The organism is Bradyrhizobium sp. CCBAU 25360 (assembly GCF_028128695.1).
Classification (GTDB): domain Bacteria; phylum Pseudomonadota; class Alphaproteobacteria; order Rhizobiales; family Xanthobacteraceae; genus Bradyrhizobium; species Bradyrhizobium ottawaense.
Genome location: NZ_LBJA01000041.1, coordinates 402403 through 418948, shown reverse-complemented (window position 1 = coordinate 418948; position 16546 = coordinate 402403). Strand labels below are relative to the sequence as shown.

Genomic DNA, 16546 nt, shown 5'->3' with positions numbered 1-16546 from the left:
TATTCAGACAGTTGGCTGGCGAACAATATTTGCGGTGTTTTGCAAAAGCCGAACCGTCCATGGCGCAACTGCCGGTGGGGCATTGTCCGTTGTCAGAGCTCATCTTGGCTGCTGAACTGTGCACCTGAGCCCTCGCTTCGACCCCAAACACCAGCGGAAACATCACAACAAAAAGAACTGCAAGAATCCTCGACATCACCCGGCCCCCTCGTTTCAGTGTCAAGTCAGACTTTACCCAAGAATTTGACTGAGAAAGAAAGCAAATCGATCATTGAGAGCATACGCCTTGCGCCTCGACCGTGGAACGACTCCATCCATTTGAGCTGATGCGAGTTCAAAACGCGACTGCGCCGACGACAGCCCGACCACAAGCAACTTTCATTTTTCTCCGCCTTGGTGATTCAGCACGTCGGCTGCCGACTGCACCAGATCTTGGCTCTTTGCGGATCCATCTGCTGGATAGCCCTTGCATAACATCCCGTGATGGGGCCCATGCATTTCTGGTAGGTGCCGTTAGATAGAGCCGCATCAGCGCGCGTGACGGCGGAGGACGAAGAGGGTCTTGCTTCGCGGTGCTGCAGCTCTGGCTTTTTCTTTGCTTCAGGCAACGCTCCCTTCTTCTCGCACTCATTCTCGTCGTTCAGGACGTAGCCCTTGCGGCAGGTGATTTTCGTGCAGCGGTCCCCCTCTGCGCGGTAGCCGTTCTCGCAAGTCAGCGGACAGATTCGCCCGCCCTTGTTTCTGACGGCGTCCAGCGCGTCGGTAGTGGCGACGCTCACATTCAGTTTCATGCCAGCGTGCTTGTTGAAGAGGTCGAGGGCTTTCTGCGAGGGCTCACCCCAAACGCCGTCGACAACGCCCACATTGCATCCCACGCGACGTAGCTCGGCTTGCAGCGCGCGAGCTGTGTCGGCACTGATCTGCTCCGTCTCGACGGGAGGTGGTAGAGCAGCGACTTGCTGGTTCTTTTCTCGCGAGGCATTCTCTCGAGTTGCGAGTTCCCGCGCCGCGTTCTCCTGGGCTGTCAGACGAGCTCTTTCAGCCGCAGCAGCCTTGTCCTGCTCGACCTGCTTGACCTTCTCGGCAGCGATGCGGGCCTCTTCAGCTGCCTTGGCAGCCGCAGCTGCTTTTTCTATCTCGAACTGTCTTGCACCTTCTGCGGCAAGTCGAACCCTCTCCTGCTCCGCTAGCCTCGCCTTTTCAGCGGCAGCTGCCCGCGCCTCTTCTGCAGCGATTTTTTTCGCGTGCGCTCTCGCAAGGTTGGCATAGAAACCATCCGGATATTGAGACAGAAAGGCTTCCCAGCCATCGCGGGTGCCGAGTTGCAGCGCCAGTTCGTAGTCCCTTCGGATTGCCGTCTGCGGATCCGCCTGCGGTCCTGTTGGTGACGGCGCCGCCACTGCCGGGACAAGCGATAGATCATCGCCTCCAAGTGAGCCGTAGAGGTATGGCTCTTGCCTGTTGGCGGTAGACTTCAAAACTTCGTCGCGGACGTAACCAAAAGCCTTTCGCAGATCCAGGCCCGGCTTGGTGACGTGGTGAACCATCGCCGCCGTGAACGGACTATTCTTGCCGTCACCATCCAGCGCTGTTGAACCTGCCTTCGATGCGAAGGCAATCAGGGTGTTGGGGCCTGACGGTTCTACCTTTGCGAGGCCGCGCCCAATCGCCCTGGAAGCGAGGGTCCGCTTCATCACCTTCGAGAACGGGCTGTCACGGCATGCGTCAAGAACCACCAGCCGCAGCTTTTTCGCAGGCTCGATAGCGACCAACACCCGATCCAGCGACATTGCCTCGTCATAAATGTCAGTGTCACGTTCGAGGACAGCATCGATCGGGACGAGATAATTGACCCCATCAACCTCGATGCCGTGACCTGCATAGTAAACGACCGCAACCTCGGCATCGCGGGACTGTTCGATAAAGTCCCGCAGCGCCCGCCTCATATCGGCTACTTTCAGGTCATGACGCAGGTCGACAAGATCGAAGCCGGCAGCCTTCAAGGTTTCCGCCACGAGCGCAGCGTCGCTGGAGGGATTGCCGAGCCGGGCGACCTTTTCATAAGCCGAGTTACCGATCACCAGCGCCACGCGACGCTCGGCCTGCGCCGAACCGCAGGTCAGCCAGATGAAAAAGAATAATGAAAACCAGCGAAGAGCGCCCATCGTAGGCCCCGATCAAAGTGTGCGCAGCCTACGTCGAGCCTGATGAAAGGCAAGCATTGGCTCTGTGATGCTGATCACACTTCGATGCCGTGCCTGCAGTTTGGCAAACTTCCGCTGTGCCTTGGTAAGCTGACGACAACGCGTACTCCCCCAAGCGGAGTTCTTGTGCCCACAACGATCCCGGAAGGACAGCCGATGACCATCAAAGCCGTCGTCTTCGACGCCTACGGAACGCTCTACGACATCCAGTCGGTGGCTGAGGTCACTGAGGATGCGTTTCCCGGCTATGGCGAGATCATCACGCAGGTCTGGCGCATCAAGCAGCTCGAATACACCTGGTTGCGCTCGCTGATGCAGCGCTACCAGGATTTCACCGCGGTCACCCGCGACTCGCTGGCCTATACGCTGCGCGTGCTCGGGCTGGCCTATGAGAGCGAGGCGTTCGAGCGCGTCATCGAGAAATATCTGCATCTCGACCTCTATCCGGACGCGACAAGCGCGCTTGCAGCGCTCAAGCCGCGTAAGCTCGCTATCCTCTCCAACGGCAGCCCGGACATGCTGAATGCACTGGTGCGCAATTCCGGCCTCGATCGTCTGCTCGATGCCACCATCAGCGTCGATGCCAAGAAGATCTTCAAGCCGAGCCCGGAGGCCTACTTGCTGATCGGGGAAGTGCTCGGCACCGCACCGAGCGAGACTCTGTTCGTGTCCTCCAATCCATGGGACGTGGCGGGAGCAAAGTCGTTCGGCCTGAACGTCGCCTGGATCGAGCGGGTGACACCGGAAGCCATGGCGCTGGCTTGCGTCGAGAACGAACTCATGGCACCGCTCACCATGTTCAAGGCGATCCGCACCCAGATGGACGAGCTTGGCTTTGCGCCGGACCACCGCGTCCGCGCGCTCTCCGAGCTGCCAATGTTTGCTTAGGCATCGCCGCCCGCAAAGTCTGAAATGAGCTGCCCGGAATGAGCCTGGAATCCGTTCGCGCCTTTTTCGCCGAGAAAGCCCCCGACATCACCGTGATGGAATCACAGATCAGCTCGGCCACGGTGCCGCTGGCGGCCGAAGCCTACGGGGTCGAGCCCGGAATGATTGCCAAGACGCTGAGCTTGCGCGTCGGCGAACGCGTGATCCTGATCGTCGCCGCCGGCACCTCGCGCATGGACAACAAGAAGGTCAAGGCGCAGTTCGGCGGCAAGCCGAAGATGCTGGGGCTGGAGGAGGTCGCCGACATCACCGGCCATGAGGTCGGCGGCGTCTGCCCGTTCGGGCTGAAGTCGCCGCTGCCGATCTATTGCGACGTCTCCCTGAAGGCTTTCGACGTCGTGGTCCCGGCCGCCGGCTCGACCCACAGCGCGGTGCGCATCACGCCCGACCGGATGGCCGAGCTAACCGCCGCCGAATGGGTCGATGTCTGCGAGGTCAGGCCGTAAGGCGGCACCGGATACGATCCCTGATGCATTTGCCGATCAGGGAGGCTAGCATGGCGCCGATGACCGACGACAAGGTGAAACGACGACTGACCACCGTGCTGTGCGCTGACGTGTACGGCTATTCTCGTCTCATGGAAGCGGACGAGACCGGAACGCTGGAGACGCTCCGCCGCTACCGCACCGCCATCGCGCGATTGGTCGAGCGCCATGACGGCCGCATCGTGAATACCTGGGGCGATGCCGTGATCGCCGAGTTCGCCAGCGTCGTCGAGGCCGTGCAATGCGCGGTCGAGATTCAGCAGGAAATCTCCAGTCAGGCCGCGGACGCGCCGCAGGCGAGCCCGATGCAGTTTCGCATCGGCATCAACCTCGGCGACGTCATGGTGGACGGCTCCGACATCTATGGCGACGGGGTCAATATCGCATCGCGGCTGCAAGAGCTCGCTGAGCCCGGCGGCGTCGTGATCTCGAGCTCCGTCTACGACCAGGTGCACAACAAATTGTCGGTTGGCTTCGACTGTCTCGGCCAGCGTCCCCTGAAGAACATCGCGCCCCTGACCAGCTATCGGCTGACCCTGGGTAGCCAAACGGCGGTGCCGGGAAGCGTCCCGATCGAGGCAAGCGCAGCGCCCTCAGAGCGAGCGCGTGCTCCGCGAATGGACAACAGGCGCGAGCTGTCTTCGGCGACGAATGTCGTCTCGGATTGGCTCGCAAAGCTGCCCCGCCCGCTGGCAGCGGCCCTCACGGTGTCGGCCTTCCTGATTCTGATCAATCTTTTCACTGGCAACAAGATCTGGTTCCATTGGCCGGTCGCAGCCATTCTCTTCGGTGTCGTCCTGCGGATGGTGCTTGGACAACCTGAATCGGACAGCAAGACCGAGCGCTGACCCGGCGGCACGACCGCATCGTCGCGCCTAGCGCTGCGCAATTTTCCGGATCCTGCTCTCTTCAGAGCCTAATCGTCGTAATCGTCATAGGGACGCTGCGGAGGTGGCGGCGGCGCATTGTTATAGCGCGGCGGCGGTGCGGCGCGATTGCGCGGGACCTGCTGCTGCGGCGGCATCTGGTTGTTGGACTGGAACACGGCGCGGCAGCCGCTCGACAGCTGCGGCGTGTTCTGCTGCAGGCAGGCGGTGATCCGGCTCACGTCCGGAATCTGGTCGCTGCACAGACGCCAGACGTCCGGCGTACATGCCATCTGCTGTTCCATGGTGCCGCGATATTCCTGGGCGCATGCAGCGCCCTGCGCGACGATGCCGCCGACCGCGAGCGCCACACCCAGCGCAATCCGCTCTGTTCGCATGTCCCGATCCTTCTCGATTCCCGTCGATTTTCATCAATCAATGAGGCAGGACCCGGTTCTGAACCAACAACAAAATGTGAAAATGGCTTCGGAACCCAATTCACCCTAAATATTCGGGTTGCCCGCAACGTCATCCCCTGCGCTGTTGTCCACTTGCCCGGGCGACATGCGGCGCCACGGTCCGTGGCACCGCCGCAACAGGGCCAGCGCAAACCGGCGGGCTTGCGCCTTTGGCCATAGGGCATTTCGCATAACGCCAAGAACCGCGGCGACGGCCCCGCTAGCAATTGCGCTGGAATGAGGGAATCCGTCGATGCCGACTGCAATACCGGCCTGTGCGCAAAACACCACAACGGCCGCCATCCTGCGTAACAGGCTGCTCGTGACTGCGGCGCTGGCGCCGCTGGTGCTTGCCGCGCTGCCCGTCCTTACAGCCGTCCCGGCGCTCGCGGCCTGCACTGTGGCCGGCACCGGCACGATTGGCGCGCTCAATTCGGGCGATGTCGCGACCTGCACCGGCCTCGGCAACACCGACCACATCAACGCCACCGGCGGCAGCAACGTCACGGTCAACGTCGGCGACGGTACCTTGACGTCGCTCCTGCCGGGCGCCGGGATTCCCGCGATCGTGTTCGACGGCACCATCGCTTCGCATGTCACCGTCAACGATCAGGCGACAGCTTCGACCTACAGCGGAGCCGTGCTGCTCTCCAACGGATCAAGCCACAACAATGTGACGATCGCGGCTGGCGGGATCGCGGAAGGTACGGGCAACGCCGAAGCGGCCATCGTCATCGACAATTCGAACAGCAATCTCGTCAACATTCGCGGGACGGTCGTCGGCACCGGAGGAAACACGACGGGACTGCGGATCAGCGGCACGTCCAGCGACAATGTCGTCCTTGTCTATCAGGGTGGATCGATCGGCGGCGGCCATACCGGCGTGCAGCTCATTGCCGGCGGCAATACCCTCATCAATGGCGGCACGATTTCGGGCGGCTTCTTCATCGCCATCCAGGGCTCTTCCGGCACCGACACTGTCCTCAATGCCGGAACCATCTCCGGCGGCGGCAGCGGAGCGATCGACCTGTCCGGAGGCGATGACCTGCTGGGCCTCGCCCCGGGCTCGACGATCACCGGAAATGTTCGCGGCGGGACCGGCACCGACACGCTGAACCTTGGCAGCAGCGGCAGCGCCTCGTTCGATCTCGGCAATCTCGGAGCCGGCCTTCAATTCGACGAGTTCGAGCAACTGACAAAGACCGGCACCTCGGTCTGGACGCTGACCGGCACCACCGCCTTCAACGGAGCCACCACGGTGGACGCGGGCGGCCTGATCGTGAACGGCACGCTGCCATCGGTCGTCACCGTCAACGGCGGCTATCTCGGCGGCACCGGCACGGTCGGCGGCATCGTCGTCAACAATGGCGGCATGGTCGTATCAGGCAATTCAATCGGGACCCTCAATGTCAGCGGCAACGTGACCTTCAACGCCGGCTCGACCTTTCAGGTCGAGATCAATCCCGGCGGCCAGTCCGACAAGATCGCAGCGACCGGGACGGCGACACTCAATGGCGGCACGGTGCAGATCGTGCCGCTCGGCGCGGGCTTCCTCGCCAACACCCAATATACGATCCTGACCGCGACCGGCGGCGTCACCGGCACGTTCGCGACGCTCACGACCTCGGGCAGCCCGCTGGTCTCGGGGCAACTCAGCTACGATGCCAGCAATGTCTACTTCCTTCTGCAACAGATCGGCGGCTTCGGAACGCTGTCGGGCCTGACCCCGAACCAGACGGCGGTGGCCGGCGCGCTGGATCAGGCGCAGTCCGGCGGCGCATCCGGTCCGCTCGGCACCGCGATCAATACGCTCGCCGCGCTCAATACATCAGGCATCAAGGCCGGCCTCGACGATCTCGCCGGGCAGATTCACGCCGACGGTCGCCGCTTCACCGCGGACCAGGCCGACATGTTCCAGAGCTTCATGTGGAACGCCGGCACGCAGTCGCGCGGCGAGAGCGTGCGGATGTCAGCCACAGCCTACGCCGAGGCGCCGGTGGACCCGATCGACAAGGCGCTGCGGGGTCGCCGCGCTGCACCGGTGCAGAGCATCTGGTTCGGCGGCTACGGAAATTGGGACAAGGTGGCGGCGAGCAACATTGCTTTCGGGACCAGCACGGCCGTTGGCGGCGCGGCCCTCGGCGCCGATCTCTGGAACCTGCCGGGCTTCACGGCCGGCCTTGCGATCGGCGCATCGACCGGTCAGTTGCGCATGGCGGGCCGGGCCGACCGCATCGACGCCAATGCCGGTCATGCCGGCTTCTACGCACGCGGTGAAGCGGGAGGATTCAATCTCGCATCCGCCATCAGCTATTCCTTCGCGGCGCTGGAATCCTCCCGCACGATCTCGTTCCTGGGACAGACTGCAACGGCTTCCTCGCGGGCGAATACCTTTGCCGCGTCGTTCGGCATCGCACGTCCCTTCGAGACCGGATGGGGTTTTGCGGCCGAGCCGTTCGCCAAGGCCGACTGGTATTCAACGCGCCAGGGCAGCTTCTCCGAGACCGGCGCGCCCGGCGTCAATCAGCTGGTGCGCGCCGGCAGCTTCGACGTCGGCTACGGCACGGCCGGCTTGCGCACCCATCACCGCATGATGATGCCGAACGGTCACGCGGCGCAGTTCGGCGCGACCCTTGCCGTACGCCATGAGTTTTCCGGCAACGCAGCAACCATTACCGCTGCGCTCGAAGGCGCGCCCGGCATTCCGTTCGCGATCACCGGCGTCGAGCGCGCGCGCACGGTGGCGCTCACCGGTGCCGAGATCCGATGGGACCTCACGGCCGCGACATCGTTCAAGGCATCCTACGAGGGCGCGTTCGCGCCGGGATATGACCGGCATACCCTTCGGGGCGTTGTCCGCAGCGAATTCTAAAGCATGATCCGGAAAAGTGCGCAGCGGTTTTCCGAAAGATCATGCTTAAACAGACAACTTGAAGCGAAGCCCTACTCCACCTTGCCGATCTTCTTCACCGCCGCGATCAGCCGCTTGCTGTCGGTCGCGACGAATTCGGCGAAGGCCGGCGCATCCTGATAGGCGACGAGGCTGCCCGAGGTTTCGAAGGCCTTGAGCACCTCGGGACTCGCCATCACCTGTGCCATCGCCTCGCGCAGGCGGGTCGCGATCGGCGCGGGAAGAGAGCTCTGTGCGAACAGCCCGGCCCAGATATACATCTCGACGTCCTTGTAGCCGAGCTCCTGGAAGGTCGGCACATCGGGAAAGCTCGCGATGCGCTGGGCGCCGCAATTGCCGAGCACGCGGAGCTTGCCGTCGTCGACCTGCGGCTTCAGCGTCCCCGGCGCGGCGGCGATCGCCTGCACGGTCCCACCGAGGATTGCGGTGAGCGCGGGACCCGCGCCACGGAACGGCACGTGCAGCAGCTTGATGCCGGCACTGTTGGCGAACATCTCCATCGCCACATGCAGCGTCCCGTAAGGGCCTGACGAGCCGTAGGTGATCTGACCCGGCCGCTTCTTCGCGTCCTCGACGAAATCCTGCGCCGTTTTCCATGGCGCGGAGGCCGGCACCGCCAGCAGCGTGGGATCGGCGAGCACGCGCGCGATCGGCATGAACTGCGAGACCTCGTAGGCGGCGGGACGGTCGAACAGCCGGTCGGCCTCGGGGAGCACCGCGAGCGAGGACAGCGTCATCAGCAGCGTGTAGCCATCGGGCTCGGCGCGTGCCGCCGCGGCATTGCCGACCGAGCCGCCGCCGCCTCCGGCACGGTTGTCGACGATGACGGCCTTGCCGAGGATCCGCTCCAGCGCCATCGCCACCGGCCGCGCGGCGAGATCGGCCTGTCCGCCCGCGGGAAACGGCACGATCATGGTGATGTTGCGGGCGGGGTAGGTTTGCGCAGAGGCCGGTCCGGGTAACGCAGCGCGCAGCAACGGCAGTGCAGCAGCGGCGCGCAGGACGTCGCGTCGATCCATGGCAGGTCCCTCTCCCCGAATTTTCTTGTTTCGCACCCAGCCTAGCGCCGCGATCGGCAAGAACAAGATTTTTACGAAGCGTTAGCCATGTTCGGCCGAGCCCGGAACGCATGCCTGGAGCCGCTGTTGCCCTCTTGAGGGAGTTCGTGATGCCAAACATTGGAACCATCGATGTCGCCCTGGACGAGATGCTGGTGAATCTCGCCGCGATCGTTCTGCGGCTTGCAAGGCCCGAAGTGACGCGTACGCCGGAAGCGCGCCGCGCATTGGCGCAATCGGTCCATCAATATGCGGTTTGTGCGAAGCGTTCGAGAGACCCTCGCGTTCACGTATTGAAGTCGCAGCTGGAAGAAACGCTGAAGCCAAGCCTGCGTATCGTCGCGATCGACGGCGTGAAGGTGGCGTAGTCGAACACCGTCATTGATGCCGCTCGCTTTCCTACGACGCCTTGACCTTCCCACGCGTCCGCCGCTTGCAGGTGCCCGGCAACTTGGCCGCGAGGAAATCGCCGAGGGCTTCGACGCGGGCGGGACGCGGGCCGCCGGGCGGCGTCACCAGGTGCACGGCGCCTTCGGCCTGCTTCCAATCCTTCAGGATCACTTCGACGGCGCCCGATGAGATCGCTTCGCCAACGATGAACTCGGGCAGCTCGGCGATGCCGAGGCCCGCGATCAGCGCCGGCATCACGGCTTCGCCGTTGTTGACGCGGAGCTGTCCACCCGGGCGCACGCTGGCCTGCTCGCCGGCGGAATTGGTGTAGTGCCAGATGTTGGGCGTCGACATATAGGCGTAGCTGAAGCATTTGTGCTCGGCCAGGTGCATCGGATGCGTCGGCCGGCCGTGCTTCTTCAGATAGGACGGCGCGGCCACGGTGAAACGCGGCATGGTGAAGAGCCGCCGCGCGATCAGCGAGGAGTCCGGCAGCCGCGCGATCCGCACCGCCATGTCAAAACCCTCGCCGATCAGGTCGACGGTCGCATCGCTCAAATGCAGATCGACCGAGACTTCCGGATAGGCCTCGAAGAACTCAGGCAGCAGCGGCGCCACCGCCTTGATGCCGAACGTCATGGGCACGGCGAGCCGCACCAGACCTCGCGGCGCCACCGATTGCGCCAGCGCCTCGTTCTCCGCCGCTTCGCCGTCGGTCAGCAGCCGCGTCGCACGCTCGGCGAGCTTGTGCCCGGCATCGGTCAGCGCAAGCCGGCGTGAGGTGCGGTTGAACAGCCGGGCGCCGAGCCGCTCCTCCAGCCGTGTCACCGCCTTGGACACCGTGGCCTTGGACATGACGAGCTCGCTCGCGGCCCCCGCAAACGACCGTAACTCCACAACTTTCGCAAAGATCGCGAGCGCCTCGAAATCAGGGAGTTTTGCCATCAGGGCTATCCAATCGGGGCATCTATGGAAACAATGCGTTTCAACAGTTTCTATTTCTATACCACAAGCGGAGGCTTATCCAAGGGTCAATCGCAAACCTACGCAATGGAGAAATCCAATGACCAAGAAGCTCTCAGGCAAGGTCGCCCTCGTCACCGGCGGTTCGCGCGGCATCGGCGCGGCCTCTGCCCGCGCTCTCGCAGACCAAGGCGCGGATGTCGCCATCAGCTACGTGGCCTCGCCGGACAAGGCGGAAGCCGTCGTCACCGAGTTGAAGGCCAAGGGCGTCAGGGCCCGCGCTTTCAGGGCGGACCAGGCTTCCGCCAAGGACGTCGCGCAGCTCGTCAACGACGTCGCCAAGGAATTCGGCCATCTCGACATCCTCGTCAACAATGCCGGCGTTGCCGCTGGCGGTGGCATCGACGACGCAAATGCCGACACGGATGCCCTCGCCCGCCAGGATCAGGTCAACGTGCACGGCGTCATCGCGGCAATCCGCGCCGCCTCGCAGCTGATGGGTGAAGGCGGCCGCATCGTCACCGTCGGCTCGATGCTGGCCGACCGCGCCTCGTTTCCGGGTCTTGCCGACTACGTCGCCACCAAGGCCGCCGTGGTCGGCTACACCAAGGGCGCGGCACGCGACCTCGGACCGCGCGGCATCACCGTGAACGTGGTGCAGCCCGGCTCGATCGACACCGACATGAACCCGAAGGATGGCGGCGAGTTCGCCGAGACCCAGCGCAAGCAGCACGCGCTGCAGCGCTTCGGCCGTCCCGAGGAAGTCGCCGCCGGAATCGTCTTCCTCGCGAGCCCGGAAGCCTCCTTCGTCACCGGCACCGTGCTCAATGTCGACGGCGGGTTTGGCGCCTGATCGAGGCGCCAACCACCCACACAGGGATTACGCAGATGATCGAACTCAGACCTTTCAATAAACTCGGCGGCGCCGATCACGGCTGGCTCAAGGCCAAGCATCATTTCTCCTTCGCTGGCCATTACGACCCCAACAACATGGGTCACGGCGCATTGCGGGTGTGGAACGACGACGAGATCGCGCCCAACACCGGCTTTCCCGCTCATCCCCACGCCAACATGGAGATCATCACCTATGTGCGCGAGGGCGCGATCACGCACCAGGACAGCCTCGGCAACGAAGGCCGCACTGAAGCGGGCGACGTGCAGGTGATGAGCGCGGGCAGCGGCATCCGCCACTCCGAGTACAATCTGGAGCCGACCCAGACGCGGATCTTCCAGATCTGGATCGAGCCGACGACGCGCGGCGGACAGCCGACCTGGGGCTCGAAGCCGTTTCCGAAAGCGGATCGTTCCGGCAAGCTCGTCACCATCGCGAGCGGCTTCGATGACGATGCAGACGCGCTGCCGATCCGCGCCGATGCGCGGGTGCTCGCAACTACGCTGAAGGCCGGCGAGAGCGCGGAGTACGCGCCGCAGAAGGCGCGGCATCTCTACCTGGTGCCTGCGGCAGGTTCAGTCGAGATCAACGGCGTGCGCGTCAACGCCCGCGACGGCGCCGCGATCCGCGACGAGGACCGGCTGAAGATCACCGCGCTCGAGGACACCGAGCTCGTGCTCGTCGACGCGGCGTAAACGCTCTCGCCGTCATGGCCGGGCATAGCCGTCTGAAGGACGGCGTCGCTTCCGCCAGCCTATGTCCCGGCCATCCACGCCTCAAGCAACCATTCAAACTAATCCCCCCAACGGAGACCACCATGACCAAAGTTCTCGTCCTCTATTATTCCGCCTATGGCCATATCGAGGCGATGGCCAACGCCGTCGCCGAAGGCGCGCGCGAGGCCGGCGCCACCGTCGACGTCAAGCGCGTGCCGGAGCTGGTGCCGGCCGAGGTCGCCAAAGCCTCCTATTACAAGGTCGATCAGGCCGCCCCCGTCGCCAAGATTGAGGATCTCGCCAATTACGATGCGATCATCGTCGGCACCGGCACCCGCTTCGGCCGCATGGCCTCGCAGATGGCGAACTTCCTCGATCAGGCCGGCGGGCTCTGGGCCAAGGGCGCACTGCATGGCAAGGTCGGCGGCGCCTTCACGTCGTCTGCGACCCAGCATGGCGGCCAGGAGACGACGCTGTTCTCGATCATCACCAACCTGCTGCATTTCGGCATGGTCGTGGTCGGCATGAACTACGGCTTTGCCGGCCAGATGAAGCTCGACGAAGTCACCGGCGGCGCACCCTACGGCGCCACCACGATCACCGGCGGCGACGGCAGTCGCCAGCCCAGCGCCAACGAGCTCGCCGGCGCGCGCTATCAGGGACGCCAGATCGCGGAGACCGCCAGGAAGCTCCACGGCTGAGCTCCATGGCTGATCGGTAGCGCCGATGCGTCGCGGCATTCCCGTCGGGAGTGCCGCTTCAGCGTGTTCCCTTGCCCATGGCGCGCGCCGCAAGGGCGGCCGCCGCGGGATGGCGGCGCAGGCCCTGCGCGGCATGGTCGCGCCATGCGAAAGGAACGCCGCGCCAGGACAGCGCGATGCTGACGTCGGTCAGCGGCACCCTCTCGGCACCGAAGCGCCGCTTGTAATCCTGGTTGCCGATGCTGAGGTCGAAACGGCGCACGCCCTCTGCATGCAGCGCCGCCATCGTGCGCTCGGCGACGAGCAGCCCCGGCGAGCAGCTCGACCATGAATTGCCGGCGTGGCTGATGCGCAAGAGGTAGTAGGTCGCGCCGGATCTGACGCCGAACGCGGTGGCGACAATACCCTTATCGCAGACGAGCGCTGTGACGACCGCATAACCTTCCGCGACGCCCTGGCGGGCGACCTCGCGGTAAAACCGCGCATGGGCGTCGTCGTTGAGGACGAACCGCGAGCCGAGCTGACGCATGCGCGCCTGCTGCTGGACATCCGTCACGTCAAGGAGCTCATGCGCGCGCGCAACGTCCGCGGCGATCTCGAACCGCGCTCCTTCGTGCCGGCTGAAGACGCGCCAGCAACGCGGCATCTGCATGCGCTTGATCGAGGCCTGGTAGTCCTCATAGTCGTCGCCCAGCAGCACGACATTGCCGTTGAGCGATGAGGATCCGATCCGCCCGAGCGACACCAGCGGATTCGGCTTGTCGCCGACCTGGGCCGGCATCTTCCTCAGGCGAAGCAAGTCGAAGCGATCCGGCAAGGCGCGCATCGCCTCGACCAGTGCCCCGCCGATCGCATCCATCGCCGCCGCGTCCAACGCGGCATCGAGCGCCAGGATCGGCGCGTTGTTGTCGGAGACGCCGAGATCTGCGAATTCGACGATGCGGATGCCGCGCCTGATGTGGCTGACCATCGGCACGACCGCGATATCCTTGCCGGTGGCGGCATCCGAGATCATCGCGATCAGCGGCGCAAAATCGTGAAACGCCTCATACCATGCATCGAGCCAGTAACCATGCTGGAATGCGGTGCGATGCCCGGCGTTCAGACGCGACGCGGCCTGCCGCCAGTCACGCACGAAATCGACAGCGACGTTCGACGTGCTGGACACGAGGCCATCTGGTTGCTCGACGCTGAGGAACGTCATCTGCGGGGCATACGATTACTGAATGTTTCGAGATAGATTATGCTTGTCGCACATCACAAGAGACGTAGCCGCTCAATCGTTAAGCCGATGCCACCATCGCCCCGGCTGCGACAAGCTGTCAGCGCTCCGGTTCCATCGGCTCGACGCATTGGAACCTGGCGAGGAAATGCAGGCCCGCCACCGCGAGCGCGAACATGAACCAGATCGGATTTTGCCGTTCGAGCAGGAAGGTCTCGGTCGCGCCGTAGTACAGGCCGAACAGCCACACGGTCAGGAACAGCTTTGCCAGCGCCCCACTGCGGCTGTGAGCCTGGGCTGACTGGAAATTGCCGAGCGGTGCAAGCACGAACACGAGAATCACGAGCAGCAGCCCCGGCAGACCGATGGTGACCGCGAGGTCGAGATAGCTGTTGTGGCTGTGCGCCGCCGACGTCGCCCATTCGGCGCCCTGGGCGGTCTGCCGCGCCGTGACATCATCCCAGAAGGCCGCATAGCCGTGACCGATGATCGGCTTCTCGGCGACGGCCGCGAGCGCGAACTCCCAGATCGCGGAGCGGCCGGTGAAGGTCGGATCGAGCGGCAGCAAGCGCGTCATCGCTCCCAACGCCGGGCTCAAGACACTGCCGACCGTCAGCAGGTTCATCACGATCAGCGGCACGAAGCAGATGATCCGCTTCAGCCACAGGCTTGGCGTCACGTAGACGAGCGACGCGAGCGCGTAGATCGCAAGGCACAGCACCGACGAGGTCTTGCCGCCGGTGAAGATCAGGAAGACGCCGGCCAGCGCGGCGATCGCCGGTCCCATCACGAACGAGCCGACGGCGGTCAGGTAGATGCCGACATAGACCAGGATGGTCATCACGGGCGAGGCGATGTTCTTATGGCCAAAACTGCCGCGCCAGTCGCCGGCAAGCTGCGGCTCGCCGATATCGAACGCGGTGTGGATCGAATAGTGCGGCGCGAGGAAGACACCGAGATAGCAGAGCGCGAGCAGCACCAGCGCGGCCGTACCCAGGCACAGATTGAAGCTGCGCTGCGTCGGCGGCAGCAAGGGCAGCAGGACGGCGAGCGACGTCACGCTGGCGGCGAGCACGAAGCGCTGGATGGAAACGCCGCGGCTCTCAGAGAGGACGATGTTGATCACCAGCCAGCCCACGAGGCAGAGATGAAGCGGTGTCACCAGGGTCTTCAGCGCGGGCGCATCCGTGGTGGCGACGAACAGCACCGCGACCGCAGCGAGCAGTCCCCAGGAAATATAGGCCAGCGCCATTCGTCCGCCGACGACGGTGGTGACATCGGGATTGCGCAGGTCCGGGAACGGATCGAGCGTCACCAGCACCAGCAGCAGCGACGCGACGGCTACGATGCAACGCGCGGCCCGCACGGCATTCAGCTCCGCCAGGCCGTCGCGGAAGGCGCGGCCCAACGATCGGGCATCGAGGGTGATGTCGGCGGCGCTGCGGTCCATGGTTCAGGACACCTGGTGACGCCGGGGAAGCTCCAGGTCCGGGCTCAATCCCATCGAGCGTCCATCGACCGGGTTAGCGGGGGCCAGCGACGCCGCCGGCTGCCGCACGATGCTCCGCGCGATCTCGTAGTATTGCAGCGCCCGTTGCTCCAGCGTGAGGCTGTCCAGGACATAGCCGCGCGGATCGAACACGCCCGCAGCGCACCCTTCCCAGAAGTCGTCCCACCCCGCCTCGAACCCGGCGACGTCGACGAATTTGGCCCCGCAGCGCTCATCCCAATACGGCACCGACGACACCGGCGCGAACTGCACGCGGTGCGGATAGTAATCGGGGTCTCGCCACGGGCCGCCCGGATCCCAGGCGAATACCGGCACGCCGCAAGACAAGGCCTGCTGATAGGCGATGCCCTGGCTCTCGTTCTGACACAGGAAGATCATCGCGCGCGAGGCCGCCAGCGCCGCCTGATAATCTTCCTCCTTGTAGCTGCCATAGCGCAGCTCCGCGAAGGAGCGCCCCTCCTTTCGCAGGCGGGCGCGGACGGGTTCGATCAACTCCGGCGCAAAACGCTCGCGATCCCAGTGGACCTTGTCGTAGATCAGCACGTCGACGGCCTTCTGCGAGGCCTGCGACGGCGCCCATAGATCGGTGTCGATACCGACCGGCCAGGCCTCCGTCTCGGGCCAGTACGGCCGGTACATGTCCACGTACCAGGGGCCGGGTACCACGACTTTCTTCACCGGCAGCCGCTTGAACAAATCAGGATCGTCGAGCGGATGATTGTGGGCGGCGACGCCGAGCAGGATCGGGTTCTTCCACGCGAACTTGTCGAGCAGGAAGGTGCGGCCGACGATGCAGGCCAGCTCTTCAGGATGCCGCGCGATGTAGCCGTAGTCGTTGACGCGGTAGCGGATGCCGAGCCGGTCGAGCCCCGCACAGAGATTGAGGAACACGCGAAGCTGGCCGCTCATGCGCGGCTCGCCGAGCAGCAAGCGGCGCGCCATGCGCCGCAGATGCCGGTCGCCGGGAAACCAGCGATCGTCCTTGTCCTCATAGAAGAGGTTGAGGATCATCGCATCTGGGTCGTGTTCGAATGTCTTTGCGGGCACTGGATTCCATCCGCGGCAACCGGATGCGCATTCTCGCATGGGACCGGCTGTCACTCTCTTCCAAATTTGCCACAGGCTTAATGCCAGCGGCTTAACGCTAATTGACGAAACCGGCGCCGCGCAGGCCTTCCCGGCAACGATCAGGCTGTAATGCGAGTATCATTCGCTGGGCCTG

The 16546-nt window shown here is 64.3% G+C and carries 15 protein-coding genes; 8 read left to right on the top strand and 7 right to left on the bottom strand.

Features of this window, described 5'->3' with window-relative positions; translation table 11 throughout:
• Positions 1-401: 401 nt before the first annotated feature.
• On the bottom strand, positions 402-2165 hold the full coding sequence (locus XH81_RS23570) for a caspase family protein (protein ID WP_095424779.1): 1764 nt from the start codon (positions 2163-2165) through the stop codon (positions 402-404).
• Positions 2166-2360: 195 nt separating this feature from the next.
• Here XH81_RS23570 and XH81_RS23565 point away from each other — a divergent pair, with 195 nt between their 5' ends.
• The 3 genes from XH81_RS23565 to XH81_RS23555 are packed head-to-tail and all read left to right on the top strand — an operon-like array spanning position 2361 to position 4485.
• Positions 2361-3092 carry a haloacid dehalogenase type II gene (locus XH81_RS23565; RefSeq protein ID WP_271596383.1) on the top strand — a complete coding sequence of 244 codons (732 nt, stop codon included), beginning with the start codon at positions 2361-2363 and terminating at the stop codon, positions 3090-3092.
• Positions 3093-3130: 38 nt separating this feature from the next.
• A complete protein-coding gene (locus XH81_RS23560; RefSeq protein WP_271596382.1) occupies positions 3131-3598 on the top strand; it encodes a YbaK/EbsC family protein in 468 nt (155 codons plus the stop codon).
• Between the two features lie 59 nt (positions 3599-3657).
• On the top strand, positions 3658-4485 hold the full coding sequence (locus tag XH81_RS23555) for an adenylate/guanylate cyclase domain-containing protein (RefSeq protein ID WP_152103768.1): 828 nt from the start codon (positions 3658-3660) through the stop codon (positions 4483-4485).
• Between the two features lie 68 nt (positions 4486-4553).
• Here XH81_RS23555 and XH81_RS23550 read toward each other — a convergent pair whose 3' ends face one another.
• A complete protein-coding gene (locus tag XH81_RS23550) occupies positions 4554-4901 on the bottom strand; it encodes a hypothetical protein (RefSeq protein ID WP_095424777.1) in 348 nt (115 codons plus the stop codon).
• 313 nt (positions 4902-5214) lie between these two features.
• Between XH81_RS23550 and XH81_RS23545 the strand changes: the two genes are divergently transcribed.
• A complete protein-coding gene (locus XH81_RS23545; protein ID WP_049801869.1) occupies positions 5215-7833 on the top strand; it encodes an autotransporter outer membrane beta-barrel domain-containing protein in 2619 nt (872 codons plus the stop codon).
• Between the two features lie 71 nt (positions 7834-7904).
• On the opposite strand, the gene XH81_RS23540 is transcribed toward XH81_RS23545, so the two are convergent.
• A complete protein-coding gene (locus tag XH81_RS23540; RefSeq protein WP_028140072.1) occupies positions 7905-8891 on the bottom strand; it encodes a tripartite tricarboxylate transporter substrate binding protein in 987 nt (328 codons plus the stop codon).
• Between the two features lie 149 nt (positions 8892-9040).
• Between XH81_RS23540 and XH81_RS23535 the strand changes: the two genes are divergently transcribed.
• Positions 9041-9298, top strand: coding sequence for a hypothetical protein (locus tag XH81_RS23535; RefSeq protein WP_028140071.1), 258 nt, complete (start codon positions 9041-9043; stop codon positions 9296-9298).
• 31 nt (positions 9299-9329) lie between these two features.
• Here XH81_RS23535 and XH81_RS23530 read toward each other — a convergent pair whose 3' ends face one another.
• Positions 9330-10265, bottom strand: coding sequence for a LysR family transcriptional regulator (locus tag XH81_RS23530; RefSeq protein ID WP_028140070.1), 936 nt, complete (start codon positions 10263-10265; stop codon positions 9330-9332).
• Positions 10266-10383: 118 nt separating this feature from the next.
• On the opposite strand from XH81_RS23530, the gene XH81_RS23525 reads away from it, so the two are divergent.
• The 3 genes from XH81_RS23525 (at position 10384) to wrbA (ending at position 12592) form a co-directional block, all read left to right on the top strand.
• Positions 10384-11136, top strand: a complete 753-nt coding sequence (locus tag XH81_RS23525) for an SDR family NAD(P)-dependent oxidoreductase (RefSeq protein WP_028140069.1) — start codon at positions 10384-10386, stop codon at positions 11134-11136.
• A 35-nt stretch (positions 11137-11171) separates the two neighbouring features.
• Positions 11172-11870 (top strand): pirin family protein, encoded by a 699-nt coding sequence (locus tag XH81_RS23520; protein WP_028140068.1) that lies wholly within the window; start codon positions 11172-11174, stop codon positions 11868-11870.
• A gap of 122 nt (positions 11871-11992) precedes the next feature.
• Entirely contained in the window at positions 11993-12592 is a 600-nt protein-coding gene (gene wrbA, locus XH81_RS23515) for an NAD(P)H:quinone oxidoreductase (RefSeq protein ID WP_028140067.1), read from the top strand.
• Between the two features lie 58 nt (positions 12593-12650).
• Here wrbA and XH81_RS23510 read toward each other — a convergent pair whose 3' ends face one another.
• The 3 genes from XH81_RS23510 to XH81_RS23500 all read right to left on the bottom strand — a co-directional run bounded on the left by XH81_RS23510 (position 12651) and on the right by XH81_RS23500 (position 16371).
• A complete protein-coding gene (locus tag XH81_RS23510; RefSeq protein ID WP_271596381.1) occupies positions 12651-13796 on the bottom strand; it encodes a GNAT family N-acetyltransferase in 1146 nt (381 codons plus the stop codon).
• Positions 13797-13914: 118 nt separating this feature from the next.
• Positions 13915-15264, bottom strand: a complete 1350-nt coding sequence (locus XH81_RS23505; RefSeq protein ID WP_028140065.1) for an O-antigen ligase family protein — start codon at positions 15262-15264, stop codon at positions 13915-13917.
• A gap of 3 nt (positions 15265-15267) precedes the next feature.
• Positions 15268-16371: a glycosyltransferase gene (locus tag XH81_RS23500; RefSeq protein ID WP_038974648.1), complete on the bottom strand. Its 1104-nt coding sequence runs from the start codon at positions 16369-16371 to the stop codon at positions 15268-15270.
• Positions 16372-16546: the final 175 nt, after the last annotated feature.